The sequence below is a fragment of the Alteromonas sp. ABH4_454 genome, assembly GCF_056311775.1.
Genome location: NZ_CM149972.1, coordinates 1535392 through 1552354 on the forward strand (window position 1 = coordinate 1535392; position 16963 = coordinate 1552354).

The 16963-nt window shown below is 45.1% G+C and carries 11 protein-coding genes; 8 read left to right on the forward strand and 3 right to left on the reverse strand.

The window, feature by feature from the left end:
* Positions 1 to 190: 190 nt before the first annotated feature.
* From ACYX4W_RS06765 to ACYX4W_RS06800, 8 genes are all read left to right on the forward strand, one after another.
* On the forward strand, positions 191 to 2971 hold the full coding sequence (locus ACYX4W_RS06765) for a hypothetical protein (protein ID WP_474808690.1): 2781 nt from the start codon (positions 191 to 193) through the stop codon (positions 2969 to 2971).
* Between the two features lie 117 nt (positions 2972 to 3088).
* On the forward strand, positions 3089 to 5737 hold the full coding sequence (locus ACYX4W_RS06770) for a TonB-dependent receptor domain-containing protein (RefSeq protein WP_476075060.1): 2649 nt from the start codon (positions 3089 to 3091) through the stop codon (positions 5735 to 5737).
* 176 nt (positions 5738 to 5913) lie between these two features.
* Positions 5914 to 6672, forward strand: coding sequence for a DUF3450 domain-containing protein (locus ACYX4W_RS06775; protein ID WP_474806290.1), 759 nt, complete (start codon positions 5914 to 5916; stop codon positions 6670 to 6672).
* 13 nt (positions 6673 to 6685) lie between these two features.
* Complete coding sequence (locus ACYX4W_RS06780) at positions 6686 to 8050, forward strand: MotA/TolQ/ExbB proton channel family protein (RefSeq protein WP_476075061.1); 1365 nt, start codon at positions 6686 to 6688, stop codon at positions 8048 to 8050.
* A gap of 2 nt (positions 8051 to 8052) precedes the next feature.
* On the forward strand, positions 8053 to 8571 hold the full coding sequence (locus ACYX4W_RS06785) for a MotA/TolQ/ExbB proton channel family protein (RefSeq protein ID WP_025256525.1): 519 nt from the start codon (positions 8053 to 8055) through the stop codon (positions 8569 to 8571).
* Between the two features lie 32 nt (positions 8572 to 8603).
* Positions 8604 to 9011, forward strand: a complete 408-nt coding sequence (locus ACYX4W_RS06790; RefSeq protein ID WP_012517280.1) for an ExbD/TolR family protein — start codon at positions 8604 to 8606, stop codon at positions 9009 to 9011.
* Positions 9012 to 9014: 3 nt separating this feature from the next.
* Positions 9015 to 9623 (forward strand): energy transducer TonB, encoded by a 609-nt coding sequence (locus ACYX4W_RS06795; RefSeq protein WP_071817099.1) that lies wholly within the window; start codon positions 9015 to 9017, stop codon positions 9621 to 9623.
* Between the two features lie 6 nt (positions 9624 to 9629).
* The gene (locus ACYX4W_RS06800) at positions 9630 to 10955 is read left to right on the forward strand and encodes a tetratricopeptide repeat protein (RefSeq protein ID WP_474853660.1); all 1326 of its coding nucleotides are present in this window, start codon (positions 9630 to 9632) and stop codon (positions 10953 to 10955) included.
* A gap of 150 nt (positions 10956 to 11105) precedes the next feature.
* On the opposite strand, the gene ACYX4W_RS06805 is transcribed toward ACYX4W_RS06800, so the two are convergent.
* The 3 genes from ACYX4W_RS06805 to ACYX4W_RS06815 all read right to left on the reverse strand — a co-directional run bounded on the left by ACYX4W_RS06805 (position 11106) and on the right by ACYX4W_RS06815 (position 16877).
* Positions 11106 to 12185: a response regulator gene (locus ACYX4W_RS06805; protein ID WP_476075062.1), complete on the reverse strand. Its 1080-nt coding sequence runs from the start codon at positions 12183 to 12185 to the stop codon at positions 11106 to 11108.
* Positions 12169 to 15057, reverse strand: coding sequence for a PAS domain S-box protein (locus ACYX4W_RS06810; protein ID WP_476075063.1), 2889 nt, complete (start codon positions 15055 to 15057; stop codon positions 12169 to 12171). Before ACYX4W_RS06810 ends, ACYX4W_RS06805 begins: the two co-directional genes overlap by 17 nt.
* Before the next feature lie 251 nt (positions 15058 to 15308).
* Entirely contained in the window at positions 15309 to 16877 is a 1569-nt protein-coding gene (locus ACYX4W_RS06815; protein WP_476075064.1) for an AMP-binding protein, read from the reverse strand.
* Positions 16878 to 16963 lie beyond the last annotated feature (86 nt).

Sequence of the window (16963 nt, forward strand, 5' to 3'; positions counted from 1 at the left end):
TATCTGAAAATAAGCAAAAAATAAAGTCCCATAGAGCTTTAAGCATTAATTGTGTGATTTTTTAGCTCAAAATTGAACTTTTTATGTGAAACTTTTGTTACAGTGCCTTAATGTAACAAATGTGTCATCTACCTCAGTTAAAGTTTCCGCGTTTTTAAAATCCATAATTATACCGTACTTGGAGAAACACATGGAACTTAAGCAACTTTTCAAAGCTTCAGCTATTGCTACAGCGCTTGTGCTAGCTGGCTGTGGTGGCGATATTAATATCAGTGAAGGTGATATTGATAACAGCGTAACTAATAACAATGGTGGCGACACTGGTGGCGATACTGGTGGCGATACTGGTTCAGATGATACAGCTCCAGGTGAAGTAAGCTCTTTCCTAAGTGGTGAAGTTTCTGATGCGTTCGGCCAGTCGGTTGAAGTACGCGTTCTTTCTGGTCGTTTAACAGCTGATGATGCTGACGATCAAGGCGTTATCACGCTAACTAATGACACAGTGTGGGCACTTGAAGGTCCAGTATTTATTGGTAACGACAAAGCAGACAGCGTAACGCTAGCAATCGAAGAAGGTACAATCATCTTTGGTCGCACTGGTGCAGATTACCTTGTAGTTAGCCGTGACTCTCAAATTGAAGCAGAAGGCACAGCATCTTCTCCAATCATCATGACATCTTTCAACGACGTTGTAGGTGACGAAGTTGGAGCAGGCCAATGGGGTGGTGTAGTTATCCTTGGTAACGGTACTTCAACTAAATGCCCGCAAGACGGTTCTGATTGTGCGCTTCAGGTTGAAGGTGCAGAAGAGGGTGCAGTATTTGGTGGTACAGACGATACAGACAGCTCTGGTATCCTTAAATACGTAGTTGTTAAATACGCTGGTTTTGAAATTGCGCCAGACAACGAACTTAACGGTATCACTTTTGGTGGTGTTGGTTCAGGTACAGAAGTTGACTATGTACAAGTACACAGCAACGCTGATGACGGTGTAGAATTCTTCGGTGGCGCGGTAAACGCGAAACACTTAGTTTTAACAGCTAACCAAGATGACTCAGTAGACTGGGACAACGGTTACAAAGGTAAGCTTCAGTATGTTTACGTTCAGCACGCTGCTGACAACTCTGACGCAAACCGCGGTATTGAAGGTGACGGCGACGGTGGTGACGGCCTAGAATTCTCTAAGCCAATGATCGCAAACATGACAGTTATCGGTAACACTTTCGACACAGCTGACGCAGATTCTGAAGGTTTACTACTTCGCGACCAAACTGGCGCAAACCTAATGAACTTCCTTATCACTGGTCCAGAAGCAATGGGCGAGTGTTTAGAAATGGACACAGACGAAACGGTTCAAGCTAACCTTTCTGACGGTGACCTAACCATGACTTACTCAGCTATCGCTTGTTCTGAGCCGTTCAACACGCCAGAAGGTGCAGTTGACCTAGAAGCGTGGTTTACAGGTCAAGAAGGCAACCAGCTAATCGCCTTTGAAGACCGCGCAAATCTTGGTCTTAACCCAGATGGCACATTAACAGCTCAAAGCGACCTTCTTACCGCCGGTGGCGACGCATCTACGTTGCTTGATACTTTCTTTGAAGCAAACACATTCATCGGTGCTATCGGTGAAGATGACTGGCGTCAAGGTTGGGCATTTGGCTTCGGTGGCGGTAACATCGAACTAGCACAATCTGCTTCTGGCTGCCCATCGGGTACTACTTCTATCACACCAGTAGACGGTTCAACCACTACGTGTGAAGTGTCTGGCACCATCACGTCTGACCTAACGCTTACAGAAGGTAACTTCTACGCGCTTTCAGGTGCAGTATTTGTAGGTGGCGACAAAGAAAACAGCGCAACGCTTACTGTTGAGCCAGGCGTAACTGTTTATGGCGCATCTGGTAACGACTACCTAGTAATCAGCCGTGACTCAGAAATTAATGCAAACGGTACTGCTGAAGACCCAATCACATTCACTTCACGTGACCACGTTGTTGGCGGTCTTGAAGCGGGTGAAGCTGGTCAATGGGGCGGCATGATTGTTCTAGGTAACGGCGAATCTACTAAGTGCCCTCAAGACGGTACTGACTGTTCACTTCAAGTTGAAGGTGCACAAGAAGGTGCAGTGTTCGGTGGTACAGATAACACTGACAGTTCAGGTACGCTTCGCTACGTTCGCGTAATGCACGGTGGTTTCGAAATCGCCCCAGATAACGAACTAAACGGTATTACGTTTGGTGGTGTGGGTTCTGGTACTACTGTTGAGTATGTACAAGTACACAAAAACGCAGACGACGGTGTTGAGTTCTTCGGTGGCGCAGTAAACGTTAAATATCTTACGCTAACAGGCATCCAAGATGACTCTGTAGACTGGGATAACGGTTACAAAGGTAAACTACAATTTGTTCTTGTTAAGCACGCAGAAGACAACTCTGATGCTAACCGCGCAATTGAAGGCGACGGTGACGGCGGTGACGGTACTGCGTTCTCTAACCCAATGGTTGCTAACATGACTATCATTGGTAACGAGTTCGATACTGCTGACTCTGATTCTGAAGGCGTTCTTCTTCGCGACCAGACAAATGCACAGCTTTATAACTTCGTAGTTACTGGCCCAGCGGGTATGGGTGAATGTTTCGAAGCTGACCTAAGCGATGGCGACACTACGCTACTTGCTAACATGGACGGCACTAACGACCCACAACTTACTTTTGAAACGTCTGTACTAGCATGTGCGGAAAACATCAAAGATTCTGGTGATTTTAGCCAAGAAGACTGGTTCACCGCACAAACAGGTAACAGCCTACTTGATAATACTGCGACAGTACTTAACGGTATCTACACAGTAGACGCAACTGCTGCGACTGACGTATCGACGCTAGACAGCTTCTTCTCTTCAGTAGACTTTATCGGCGCAGTTAAAGACGCTGATAACGACTGGACTGCGGGATGGACTGTTGGTCTTGAATAAGACCCAGTTCGCATAGCTAAAAACAAGCAAGTGCGTTGCAAAAGTGGCGCACTTGCTTTTAAGTTTGTAAGACACGAATTATTTTCGTGAATGTATTCCTTTCTAAAGAGGTTCATCATGAACAGACCTGCTAACAGGTTTCTTCTAAAGCCCATTAGCTTAGCCGTTGCAGCAAGTATTTTGCTTCCAGCGTCTATAGCCAACGCTCAATCAAATGAAGACGAAGTGATTGAGGAGGTTGTCGCTACCGGTACGCGCTTAAAAGGCACCGCGACAGCAGTAATGGAAGAACGTAAAAATCAAGCCTTCGTAGCTGATATCATGGGTGCTGAGCAGATTGCTCGTACTGGTGACAGTGATGCTGCGGGTGCACTTCGCCGTGTAACTGGTCTAACACTGGTAGATGGTCGTTTCATCTACGTACGTGGTCTTGGTGAGCGTTACTCATCAACACAATTAAACGGCGCAATCGTGCCAAGCCCAGATCCAACGCGTAACGTAATACCTCTCGACTTGTTCCCGTCGAGCATTATAGAAAGCCTTGCGGTTCAAAAATCGTATTCGCCTTCCATGCCTGCGGCATTCGGTGGCGGTAACGTAAATATCCGATTGAAATCTATACCTTCACAGCGTGTTTTCAACGTATCAGCTGCGGTTGGTATCGATACGGAAAACTCTGGCGATGTCCTGGATTATGCTGGTGGCGGTCGCGACTGGACAGGTGAAGACGACGGAACCCGCGCAGCCTCTGCTGCTATCCAAGAGCGTTGGGATTCAAAGAATTTCCTAGACGACCTAGAGCCCGAGGAAGCGCTAGAGTTGTTCAAGGGCGTTAACAGAGAATATGGGCTTGAGAGAGAATCAGCTGACCCAGATATGCGCGTTAACGTTACCTATGGTGACAGTTACGACTACGATGACGACTGGCGCTTTGGCTTTTTGGTAACTTCACGTTACTCAGCCCAAACTCGCTCTTCTGAAGAATACGAGCTACAAGACCCTGACTTAGTGGGCGATGACATTATCAATGTACGCTTCTTTGACGATATTCAAGGTACTGAGCAAACGGTGACTTGGTCTTCACTATTAACATTAGGTGTAGACTACAACCGTCAACATCGTATTGATTACAGCCTTATTGTACTAAACGACACTCGCGATGAAATTCGCGAAATGTTTGGTAACACGGAAAACTTAAACCAAGCAGAAGGTTTGCGTATTCGCGATATCGACGTTCAGTACGAAGAACGCTCGCTTTATACCAATCAGATTAAAGGTCAGCACACCATCCCAGAACTAAACTTCATGGGTATTGACTGGACTTACTCGTTGGGTCGCTCTGTACGTCATGCGCCGGGTAACTTCAATGCGCGTTTCGTAATGGAAGACGTGAACCAAGACGGCATCTTCGATGATGAAAACGAAATCTTCTTGTCAGATGCACAAACTGCGGCTCGATATACGTTTCAAGACCTTCACGACCGCTTGGAGAATTTTGGTTATAACGTGACTTACCCAATGACAATGGGTAAGTGGGAAACCGAGTACAAAGTGGGTGCAAGCTTTGTAACCAAAACACGTACTGCTGAAAACCGTCGTTTCGACATCAATACACTTGGTGTTGAAGACCGTTCAATTCTAGACGGTAACGACTTTAGCGAAATTTTCAGCGACAGTGTTCTAGACACCCTATCTTTGTCTAGCCGACCCATTATTCGTGATACGACTATTGCCGGTGATGACTATGTAGCGGGCCAGAAAATTGATGCTTACTATCTAGAAGCTGATTTCTTCTATGACAACAAGTGGCGTTTCACTGGTGGTGCACGTTATGAAGACTTCCGTCAGGTAGTGGCGCCGCTAGACCCGCGCACAAACCAGTTTGACTTGAGTGACGAAGCGGATCGTTCGCAGTTTGCGTTCCAAGAAGACGGTTTTTATCCAGCACTTGCAGTGACTTACTTCTTAGAAGACGATATGCAGCTACGTGCAAGTATCGGTCAAACGGTTGTACGTCCCGATCTTCGTGAGGTTTCTTCGGCGACTTACTTAGACCCGTTAACTAACTTCCCGATTGCTGGTACACCTGGTGTAAGCACAACAGATATCATTAACTATGATTTACGTTGGGAGTGGTATCGCGAAGCAGGTAACAACGTGTCTGTAGGCCTATTCTATAAAGACATGGAGGCGCCGATTGAATCGGTACAGTCTCCGGCTCAGGATGGTCCACCCCTAATTCGTATTGCTAACGCTGAATCTGGCGAGGTTTACGGAGTTGAAGTTGAATTCCTACAAGACTTAGCCTTTATTGGCGACGGTATTTGGGACAACTTGTTTACTACAGGTAACATCACTGTCAGTGATTCTGAAATCGTATTAGATCGTCAGAATATCGTTGAGCAAACTGGTGTTTCTGCGGCAATTACTAATGTTGAGCGCCGAATGACCGGCCACTCTCAGTATGTACTTAACATGCAGTTGGGTTATGACTCTGATAACGGTGAACACACTGCATCATTAGTCTATAACGTATTCGGTGAGCGTATTCTAATTCCGGGTATTGATGGTTTCGACGATAACTTCGAGCAACCATTTCATTCATTGGATATGGTATACAAGTACTACCCAGACTTTAATAGCACTGTCACATTACGTGTTCAGAATATTCTAGGCGAAGATCGTGAAATTGAATTTAACGATACCCTGCTTAGGTCTGAGACACGAGGTACAGGTATTAGATTGTCATTTAAATATGACTTCTAAAAACTGAACTTATCCTTAAGGCCGCTACATGCGGCCTTTTTTATGAGTTAAACATGACACTTTCGGTTCTAATATGACAGTTTCGTAATAAAACTGTCACAGAAAAACTCTATCCTACGCGCAGAAATTTATAGTCGGATACAACCGATTTCTTTTAACTTTAAAGGTTTGAATGTATGAAGCTTATCAATGCTTTGTTAGTTGCAGGTGCGCTTACAGCGACACCGGTACTGGCACAAGACGATGAAGTCTTAAAACCCGTTGTCGATGAGGCAGCGAAAATCAATGAGTCAGCGGCAAAATCGCAAGAAAAAATAAACGGTATTACCGATCAAATTGACAGCAAACTTCAACAGTTCAAAACATTGATGAAAGAAATCGAAGGCCTTGAGGTTTATAACACTCAGCTTCGTAAGCAAATCAATAACCAAGAACAAGAAATGGCAGATCTGAACTCAGCTATTGACGAAGTGTCTGTTGTTGAACGCCAAATCACGCCACTTATGATGCGTATGATTGACGGCCTAGAGCAGTTTGTTGCTTTAGACGTACCTTTCCTTCCAGAAGAGCGCGCTAACCGCGTCGCTGACCTTCGCGCCATGATGGACCGCGCCGATGTTGCTGCATCTGAAAAATTCCGCCGCGTTATGGAAGCGTATCAAGTAGAGATGGATTACGGCCGCACTATGGAAGCGTATAGCGGTATTCATTCAATTAACGGTCAAGAGCGTGATGTAGAATTCCTACGCCTTGGTCGTACAGCGCTAATTTATCAAACACGTGATGCTAGCATGCAGGGTGTTTGGAACAAGCAAACCCGTCAGTGGGAAGAGCTTGATAGCAGCTACCGTACACAAATTACAAAAGGTCTGCGCATGGCGAAGAAGCAACTTGCACCAGACTTGCTAATGCTGCCAGTGGCAATTACAGACTAAGAGGTTGATGAGAATGTTTAACACAGTAAAACGTATCGCTGTTGGTCTAGCAGCCCTTAGCATCAGCGTTGGTGCTTTCGCACAAAGCGACCGTGCGATGGACTTAGACGCACTTCTAAAGCAATTAGAAGAAGGTCAGTTCGCACAGTCTCAGCAAAACAAACAGCGCGAGCGTGATTTCCAATCACAACGTGCAGAGCAAGATCGCATTCTTCGCGAAACCCGTGAAAAGCGTGACCAAATGCTTGCACAATCTGAGCAGCTTGAAACTCAGTTTGAAGAAAACGAATTCAAACTGGCTGACTTAAACGGTGCACTAGACACGCGTCTTGGTTCACTAAAAGAGCTATTCGGTGTGCTGCAGCAAATCGCTGGCGACACCAAAAACAAATTCTATAACTCAGTAATATCTGCGCAAATTCAAGGCCGTTCAGAGTTCCTTGACCAAATGGCACAAGATATGGGTTCAAGCTCAAAACTTGCTTCAATTGAAGAGATTGAGCGCGTGTGGTTTGAAATGCAGCGTGAAATGACTGAATCAGGCAAGGTGACTACCTTTACCACTGACGTTGTTGAAGCTGGTGGCGAGAAAGTGAACAAATCTGTTGTGCGTGTAGGTCCGTTCGCGCTAGTTGCCGACGGTAAATACTTAGAGTACAACGGTGTAACAGGCACAGTGTCTGAACTAGTACGTCAGCCTGCTGACCGCTACATGAGCTCTGCGGCAGAGCTTCAAGCATCAAATGGCGAGTTAGTTCAATTCGGTATCGACCCAACAGGTGGTTCTATCCTAGGTCTTCTTGTTCAAGCGCCTAACCTTCAAGAGCGTGTAGAACAAGGTGGTCCAGTAGGTTATATCATTCTTATCGTAGGTGCTTTCGGTTTACTCCTTGCTCTAGAACGTCTAGTAACGCTTACGCTAACGCGCATGAAAGTGAACAAGCAGCTTAAGAGCAAAGAAGTTAACACTAATAACCCACTTGGCCGTGTACTTAAAGTACGTGACGAGCATCCAAACGCTGACGTGGAAGCGCTTGAACTTCACCTTACAGAAGCGATTTTGGGCGAAGTGCCTAAGCTAGGTCGTAACCTAACTATCATTAAGATTATCTCAGTAGTTGCGCCGCTTATGGGTCTACTAGGTACGGTAACGGGTATGATTAACACCTTCCAGGCAATTACCTTGTTTGGTACAGGTGACCCGAAACTAATGGCTGGTGGTATTTCAACAGCACTTGTAACAACAGTACTAGGTCTTGTTGTAGCGATTCCAATGACACTGCTTTACGCAATGCTAAACACACGTTCTAAGAACATTGTGTACATCCTACAAGAACAGGCGTCTGGCGTAATTGCAGAGCGCGCTGAGCGAGGCTAATCATGATCGAGTTTCTAGAAGCAATTCGCGATTTCACAGAAACAGGGGGCCAGGTTCTCCTGGTCATCGGTCTGCTGATATTCGTTATGTGGCTTTTGATCCTCGAGCGTGCGATGTATCTGATGGTTTGGCACAAGCAAGCCAAGAAAGAAGCGGTAGCAATGTGGACTGCACGTGCTGATCGCTCTTCTTGGTTCGCTGAGCAAGTTCGTCAGAAAACAATTTCACAGTTGACCATGCGCCTTAACGGCAGCATCCCAATTATCCAGTCACTGGTAGCGCTTTGTCCGCTGTTAGGCTTGATGGGAACGGTTACCGGTATGATTGAAGTGTTCGATGTAATGGCGATTGCGGGTTCAGGTAATGCTCGTTCAATGGCATCAGGTGTATCGAAAGCCACTATCCCGACAATGGCGGGCATGGTTGGCGCACTTTCAGGCGTATTCGCCGCTACCTGGTTAACTCGTATGGTGAAATCAGAACGCACGCATCTTGAGGATGCATTGATTATTCAACGTTAATGCTAGCTAAGCGTTAAGGTAAGGTATTTATTATGAAGCAGCACTTTCAAAACCTAGTCGATGAGGAAGAAGCAAACATCGACATGACGCCCATGCTGGACGTTGTATTTATCATGTTGATCTTCTTTATCGTGACTGCGTCATTTGTGAAAGAAGCCGGTATCGATGTTAACCGTCCTGAAGCAGCCACCGCTGTGAAAAAGGATCGCGCTAATATCCTTATCGCTATTTCAGATAAAGGTGAAATTTGGATTAACAAACGTCGTATCGACGTTCGCGCAGTACAGGCGAACATTGAGCGCCTACACGCTGAAAACCCACAGGGTACTGTTGTTATTCAGGCTGACAAAAAGGCCACAACAGAAACCTTAATTAAGGTTATGGACGCGTCGCGAGCCGCTGGTGTTTACGATGTTTCGATTGCAGCCCAAGAGCAATAAATCATGCCACGATATTTAATCGCATTTGTTATTTCCCTTGCGATCACGTTAGGCCTGTTCTTCTTGATGCAATCGCTTATCAAGATGGGTGGCAGCGCACTAACTGAGCCGCCTAAAGGAAGCGTGCTTGACTTCGTAAGGGTTAAGCAGGATGAACAGGTTGAGAAAAAAGATCGTAAGCCGAAGAAGCCACCTAAGCCAGAAGAGCCGCCACCGCAAATGGAGCAGCCTCAAATGGACTCACCTTCTCCAGATGCAGAAGGAACGTCTATGGACTTTGGTGCTGAAGTGGGAGACGACATCTCGCTAGAGGGCGGTTTGGCTCTTGAATCTGGTGACGGTGAATATCTGCCTATTGTTAAAGTTGCGCCGGTATATCCACGACGTGCTCTTCAGCGGGGTATTGAAGGCTTTGTTATTGTTGAATTTACGGTAACTAAGCAAGGCGCAGTACGCGACCCAATTGTTGTTGAAGCTAACCCAGAAGGTATATTCGAACAAGCGGCTATCGATGCTGCCATGAAGTTCAAATATAAACCTCGCGTGGTTAACGGTGAAGCAACAGAAGTGTCGGGTGTACAAAACCGTATTACGTTCCAAATTGACGGGTAACAGAACATGATGAAAAAACAGACGAATACATTGCTTAGTGCACTGGCGTTTGCATTTGCATCGGCCACGGTATCTGTACCTAGCATGTTGGTTGCCAATGATGCTGTTGCGCAAGAGCAAAAAGCCAGCGAGAAGAAAACTCGCCGTGTACCTACACTTCGCGGCAAGGTGTACGAGCAGTTAGCCCGGGCCCAAACGGCAGCAGATGAAGCGGGTAATGTTGAAGAAGCTATCGCTATTTTGAAAGAAGTAGAAGATAAGGCTGACTCAATGAACGCTTATGAAAAAGCCATGATGTACAACTTTTTCGGCTTCATTTATTACAACAACGAAGACTATGCAAAAGCATTGGAATCGTTTGCCAAAGTGGTAGAGCAGCAGCCAATTCCTGAAAAGTTCGAAATGACCACGCTTTTCAGTCTGGCCCAGCTTAACCTTATGCAGGGTAATTACGACGACACCATTACTTACCTAGAGCGTTGGGAAAGTCTTAATACAGGCCCTGTACCGGTTAAAAATAAAGTGATAAAAGCCCAAGCGTACTATCAGAATAAGAAGTACGACGAAGCTGCAATGTGGATTTCTGAAGCCGTTGCCGATCACGAAGCAGAAGGCATGATCCCTGATGAAGGGTGGTTAATTCTTCAACGTGCTATTTTTTACGAACTCAAGCAGCCTCAAAAGGTTAAAGACGTTCTTATTAAAATGGTTAAGTTGTTTGACGAGCCTAAGTATTGGATCCAGCTAGCTGGCATGTACGGTGAGCTAGGTGAAGAGCGCAAGCAATTGGCCATCATGGAAACCGCTTACCAACGTGGATTTGTTAATACGTCAGCTGATGTGTTCAACATGGCGCAGCTTTATTACTATCACCGTGTACCTTATAAAGGTGCTAAGTTGATGGAACAGGCGATGAACGACGGTGTGCTCGAGAAAAACTTGCGCAACCTTAAGTTCTTAGGTCAAAGCTGGTCACTTGCTAAAGAGCAAGACAAAGCCATTCCCGTTATGATGCAAGCGGCTGAACTGTCTGAAGACGGTGAGTTAGATGCACAGTTAGCGCAAATTCTTCTTAATGAAGAGCGTTTTGACGATGCAATCGCTGCTGCAGACCGTGCTGTTGAAAAAGGCGAATTAAGAAACCCTGGTTTGGTTTACTTGATAAAAGGCATGGCACTTTACAATAAAAAGCAATATGCCCTTGCGCTTAATCAGCTTGCAGAAGCTGAAAAGCATCAGAAAAGCCGTGCTATGGCACAGCAATGGAAGCAGTTTGTGCAGGGCGAAAAACGCCAAGCTGACGCTATCGCTGCCGAGCTTGGTGCCAGTTAAAGCTAGCGGTTGAATGCAAGCGTTAATTGAAAAGGTCGATAAAATATCGACCTTTTTTTATATCTTCATGCGCAATATCTTTAATTAGAAGTCGCGAATCTTTTGGTTTGTCAGATAGGGTTTATAGTGGCTATAAGTGACTAGAAGTAATTAGGGGTTTAGATCTGATACTGATGCCATTTGGCCTTCTGCCTCTAGCTGATTCCAATGGCTTTTAGTATCTAGTATTTCCTGTTTGATTGAAAAAAAACACTCTACTAGTTTGGGGTCGAAATGTTTCCCTGCCCCCTCCTGAATATATTCAAATGCTTCTTCGTCAGACCATGCTTTTTTATAAGGGCGTTTCATCGTAAGGGCGTCGAATACATCGGCAATGGCGACAATGCGCGCGCTTTCGGGAATGTCTTCACCCGCCAAGCCTTCGGGGTAGCCTGTACCGTTCCATTTTTCGTGGTGACATAATGCAATTTCCGCCGCAAGGTTAAACAAAGGTGTATCGCACTGCGAAAGAATTTTGTGGCCAATTTGTGCATGGGTGCGCATCACCTCCATTTCGCTGTTTATAAGGCGACGAGGCGCTTTCAAAATTGCATCGGGAATACCGATTTTACCTGTGTCATGCATAGGCGCAGCTTGCGCCAACAAGCAAGCGTCGTCATAGGACCAGCCGCAGGCAATAGCTAAACATTTGCTGTAGGCAGCCATGCGCCAAATGTGGTGTCCTGTGTCTGTGTCATTGTAGTGTCCTGCTGCCGCTAACATAGTAATGGCACTTTGCTGGCTTTTGCTAAGCTCTTCAGTGCGTTTTGACACCAAGTTTTCGGTAGTACGCATTTGATGAGCAAGACTAATATGTGTTTTCACGCGCGCTAGTGTAATGCTGGGAGATACTGGCTTGGTTATGTAGTCGACGGCGCCAAGCTTGAAACCCTTCTCCTCGTTTTCTCCTTGGGTCAACGCTGTGACAAAAATGATCGGAATCTGGCTTAGCAATCTGTCAGTTTTTAATTGTTTGCATACTTCAAACCCGTCCATACCTGGCATCATAATATCTAGCAGTATTAGGTCTGGCGTAAACTGCTGAACTATTTTGAGGGCAACCGCGCCGGATGGCGCGACTTTAACATCATAATAAGGGCTTAGTATACCAAGCAATATATCAATATTGGCTGGCTCGTCGTCTACAACCAGGATACTGAATTTTTGTGCTACTTTATTCTGCTTGTTCATGCTTTATTTCATCTAAGATTTTTTGTACGACAGCTAAAGCACCTTCGAAATCATACACAGAGGCGCGCTGTTTTAATTGATTTATGCTGTGTGAATGAATTGAATCACAATGGCAAGCCGCAACTTTAGTAATATGGTCAAGCGCCTTTGCATCATACGCTTCAAGAAAAGCTTTCACCTGTTTTAACGAAGAGAACAGTGTCGCTGCTCCCAAATTGTTACTTTCAATCGACCTATTGATTGTGCCCGTTTTATCTATGGTATGCGCAATTAAACGCAGCGTCGCATCTAGTTCGAAAGAAAGCTGTGCAATGTACTTGGCAATAACCGAATCCGGTCGTTGTTGAACGTCTGCAATACATTGTAAATGTCGTTCTAGCGTACTTGCCCCAATCCTCTGAGCATCTGCGGTTAAATTTATTAATAGCTGGCTTGTGCAGGACGGCGTATGAAGAATATTGAGCAGGTCCGACATTACGCTTCGTTGACTATAGTTGTTGTAGAAATCTAATAGTGCAGTGAAGAACTTATTGGATCCGTCCAACGGCATGATTTCAACGTAGCCAGAGTGAATATGAATATCAATGGTATGAACAATTTCGTTTGCTGTGGCGGGTTTGACTAAGTGATGGCACATACCAGCCGCTAGCGCTTTTTCCGACGCTTCATTGGTTTCATCAGCACTTAGCGCGATAATTGGCGTAAACCAATTTTCATTTTGCGTCAGTGTTTCTGCGATGTCGTAACCAGATATGTCTGGTAGGTGGCAGTCAAGTAAGATGGCGTCAAAGGTATTCGAGTTGCACAGTGCCAGCGCATACTCTCCCGTTGTTGCCGTTAACACTTTTATGCCTAAGTCAGTTAGGATTTGTTGGCTTATTTCCACACTTATTAGGTCATCGTCTACTACTAATACTCGTTTACCTGCCAATCGATTGGTTCGCCACTTTTTGCTTTCAAGACCTTCGGTTGCCTCCTGATTTGTTGGCACTTGCAAAGGTGATAAAGCGGAAATGATTTCGCTTTCTGTAAATGGAAGCTCAATAATTCGAACATCGCTAGGCAAGGTTTTTCCGAATCGCTTACAAACGTCTTCTCGACAAAATGGGGTGATCAGAACATTGACGTTTAAGTCGCGGTATTCACCAAATTGCATGTGATTGGCAAAGCGTTTCCAGCTAGATTCATCAATGGGTAAATAAGCGATGCTAAAGGGCGCCTGCTGTGGCAATAGCCCTTCTGCCTGATCTACAATTTGACAGTTGATGTTGAGTCTTTCTAACGTTTGACAAAGAATATGACATCCTTGCTCCACGCTTTCGTGTGTCTGAATGCAAAGTACTTCCGAGGGGACCGAGACAGGAAGTAAAGCCTCAGCAGGCTTCTCGTCATCAAGGCAAACGGGAAGCGAGAATGCAAAGCAACTTCCCTCATTGATTTGGCTTTCAAGGGTCAGTTCTCCGTCCATGAATTCTACAAGTCGCTTACAAATTGCAAGCCCTAACCCAGTACCACCAAACTTTCGAGAAATGGATGCGTCAGCCTGTTCGAAGGCATTGAAAAGTTTTGCTTTGCCCGCATCGCTAATTCCCATTCCGGTATCGCTTACACTAAAGAAAAGGTGATTATTCCGCTTATCGACTTTGAGTAGAACGTAACCTTTTTCTGTAAACTTGATAGCGTTGCTTAATAAATTCAATAAGACTTGATAGATTTTTTCGCTATCCCCCTTACATGGCATGTTGGTATTGCAGCGAATATCAAAAAGTAACTGAAGATGTTTTTGCTGTGCTTTTACTTGAAACACCTGCGCCAGCTTTTCTATCATTCTAGTTAACGTAAATGGCTCATCGAGAATGTCTATTTTATTGGCTTCAACTTTGGAAAAGTCCAAGATACTATTCATCAGCTCGAGCAACGCATTTGAACTGCGCTGAACTTTCTCTAAGTATTGCTGGCGTTGTTCATTATCGGTCGTTTCCAAGGCTAAATGCGTTAAACCAATAATGGCATTCATCGGGGTCCTTATCTCGTGGCTCATTGTAGCAAGGAAGTCGGTTTTGGCTTTGTTTGCACTTTGCGCTTCGTCATAGGCTTTTTGTAGCTTCTGTTCAATGGCTTTTTGACCGCTAATATCGTTGAATACCCCCACATGCCCGTCGGGTTCACCTTCGTTATTTATCAGTGGTACCGCAACGATAGAAATGGGGAATAGCCTGCCTCGCTTATCGGTAAAAAAGTCTTCATATGAGGTATAAGACTCTCCTTTGCGAATAGCGAGGTTTACTGGGCACTGCTCTCTAGGGAGGAGAGTGCCGTCCCCCTTTTGATAATGGACGGTATCGTGAAAACGGCGGTCTTGAAGTTCTTCTAAAGTCCATCCTAGAAGCTGAGAAGCAGCAGGGTTAAGAAATTGCGTTTGACCCGCTGCATTTACTGCATAAACCCCTTCTCCGATACTATCGGTAATGCTGCGGTAAAAGGCGCGTCCTTCAGAAAGTCGCTTTTCTAAACGCTTCTGTTGGGAAATGTCTGTCCCAATAACAATAAGGTGGTCGACAAGGGGGGCTTTTTTAACAACGGGAACAACAGTGGCAAATACATACCAAGGCTCCCCCGTCTTTCTTATACTATGAACTTCGCCTTGCCATATTTTGCCTAGTGAAAGTGAGCTGAAGATCTCTTGCTTTTCATCGGTTGTAATATTGGTGATGTCGAAGGCGGTGATATTCTCACCCACTATTTCTTGTTCAGAAAACCCTGAGAATTCACAACACTTTTCATTAGCACTAAGGATATTCCCTTTTACATCCATAGTTGCAACCATGCCATGCTTGTCCATGGCCTGACGTTCTAGCAATGGGCGGTTCACAACCAAAAGCCCTTTGGAAGACGTAAAGTTAATCTAGAGCAAGTCAGCGGGTAGACAGGTAATGTCGTAAACTGCATAAGTGCAACGAAAGTGATTGGGGTTTGTTTAAGTTAATGACAGAACCGCGATTTTTTCAACACGTTAAGCTTATTCTTTGGTAGCAGTTGTCTGATATTTAAAATAAAAAAACGCATAGGTTTTGACACTATGCGCTTTTTTTTCAGTTGCTATTTTTGCGCTGTTTTGTGTTTTTAGGCAGAACGGAGTTCTCGACGCAATATTTTACCTACCGTAGATTTGGGTAGTTCTTCTAATATTGTGACTGACTTCGGAACTTTGTAGTTCGTTAACTGCGTCTTGCAATGTTCAATAACGTCCTCCGTCGATACATCCCCTGATAGCGTAATGTAAGCACATACTCGCTCTCCTGTCTTATCATCAGGCTTGCCAACAACGGCCGCTTCCATCACGCTGGGGTGCGACGTTAGCACATCTTCTATTTCGTTCGGATAAACGTTGAAGCCTGAAACAATAATCATGTCTTTTAAGCGATCTACAATTTTAATTGCGCCAGATTCTGTGCGAATACCGATATCACCGGTTTTGAAGAATCCGTCTTCGGTCATTACCTTTGCCGTTTCATCATCCCGATTCCAATAGCCCATCATAACCTGCGGTCCGCGCACTGCTATTTGCCCTGACTCACCTTCTGCAGCTGGCTTATCATAACTATCAAGAAGCGCTACCTCAGTGTCTTCTAACTCATGGCCGACTGTGCCTATTTCTTCTTTTCCTGGAATATTGAATGAAACAACGGGCGCGGTTTCAGACAGGCCATAGCCCTCAGTGATAGTGTTACCCGTCACATCTCGCCAAATTGACACCGCCGCTTGGGTGAGCGCTGTACCGCCAGACATAGTGAGATGAAGATTAGAAAAGTCGAGCTTTGCAAATTCTGGATGTCGTCCAAGACCGACAAATAGCGTATTTATACCCATAAAGGCGGAAATTTTATGGGGCTTGAGTGTTTGAATGAAACCGTCGATATCTCTCGGGTTAGGGATAAGAATAATGTGCGTACCTTTCGCAAATAGCGCCATCATACCGACCGTAAACGCGTAAATATGATAAAGCGGTAACGGGCACACTAACACTTCTTCGCCGTCTTTGAATCCTTCACCAATGCGATCAAGCATTTGAATACAGTTAGCCATTACATTTTTATTGCTAAGTGCTGCGCCTTTAGAAACGCCGGTCGTACCTCCGGTGTATTGCAGCATGGCGAGCTCGTCTAACGCTATTGAAGGACGAGAGAACGAAGGCAGTGCACTTCCTATTTCAATTGCTTTGCTAAAAGAAACCGTCCCGTCAAGCGTTGGCGCTGTACTAGGGTCTAGCAACTCTGTTGCCGACGTCGTAATGACTGTCTCGATACCAGTATCATCTTTAATGTTGGTAAACTTAGGAAGTAAGTCACTTAAGATAACTAAGGCTTTTGCCCCGCTATCGGTAAACTGATGCTTCATCTCCCGCTCAGTATATAGCGGATTAGTATTTACTACGACAAGACCTGCACGGAGTGCGGCATAAACGACAATAGGGTTTTGGATAAGATTGGGAAGCTGAATGGCCACTTTTGTACCAGGAGTCAGTTTTGCTTCGTGTACGAAATAGCGTGCTAACGCAGACGACTTACTGTCGATATCGGCAAACGTGAGAGTTTGTCCAAGAGCCGTATATGCAGGTCTATCTGCGAACTTCTTTAAAACACTTTCAATATAGTCGGCTAGGCATGTCACATTATCTGGGTAAGTTATCATGTTGCTTATTCCTAATAAGGCAAAAGATGTAAGGTATGCTCCTTACATTAGCAAACTTAACTTTTTATTTACATCAGTGTTGGCTT

Bases quoted from the DNA above. Each gene is read 5' to 3' on its own strand.
- ACYX4W_RS06765 (WP_474808690.1), top strand. From the start codon at position 191: ATGGAACTTAAGCAACTTTTCAAAGCTTCAGCTATTGCTACAGCGCTT.
- ACYX4W_RS06770 (WP_476075060.1), top strand. From the start codon at position 3,089: ATGAACAGACCTGCTAACAGGTTTCTTCTAAAGCCCATTAGCTTAGCC.
- ACYX4W_RS06775 (WP_474806290.1), top strand. From the start codon at position 5,914: ATGAAGCTTATCAATGCTTTGTTAGTTGCAGGTGCGCTTACAGCGACA.
- ACYX4W_RS06780 (WP_476075061.1), top strand. From the start codon at position 6,686: ATGTTTAACACAGTAAAACGTATCGCTGTTGGTCTAGCAGCCCTTAGC.
- ACYX4W_RS06785 (WP_025256525.1), top strand. From the start codon at position 8,053: ATGATCGAGTTTCTAGAAGCAATTCGCGATTTCACAGAAACAGGGGGC.
- ACYX4W_RS06790 (WP_012517280.1), top strand. From the start codon at position 8,604: ATGAAGCAGCACTTTCAAAACCTAGTCGATGAGGAAGAAGCAAACATC.
- ACYX4W_RS06795 (WP_071817099.1), top strand. From the start codon at position 9,015: ATGCCACGATATTTAATCGCATTTGTTATTTCCCTTGCGATCACGTTA.
- ACYX4W_RS06800 (WP_474853660.1), top strand. From the start codon at position 9,630: ATGATGAAAAAACAGACGAATACATTGCTTAGTGCACTGGCGTTTGCA.
- ACYX4W_RS06805 (WP_476075062.1), bottom strand. From the start codon at position 12,185: ATGAACAAGCAGAATAAAGTAGCACAAAAATTCAGTATCCTGGTTGTA.
- ACYX4W_RS06815 (WP_476075064.1), bottom strand. From the start codon at position 16,877: ATGATAACTTACCCAGATAATGTGACATGCCTAGCCGACTATATTGAA.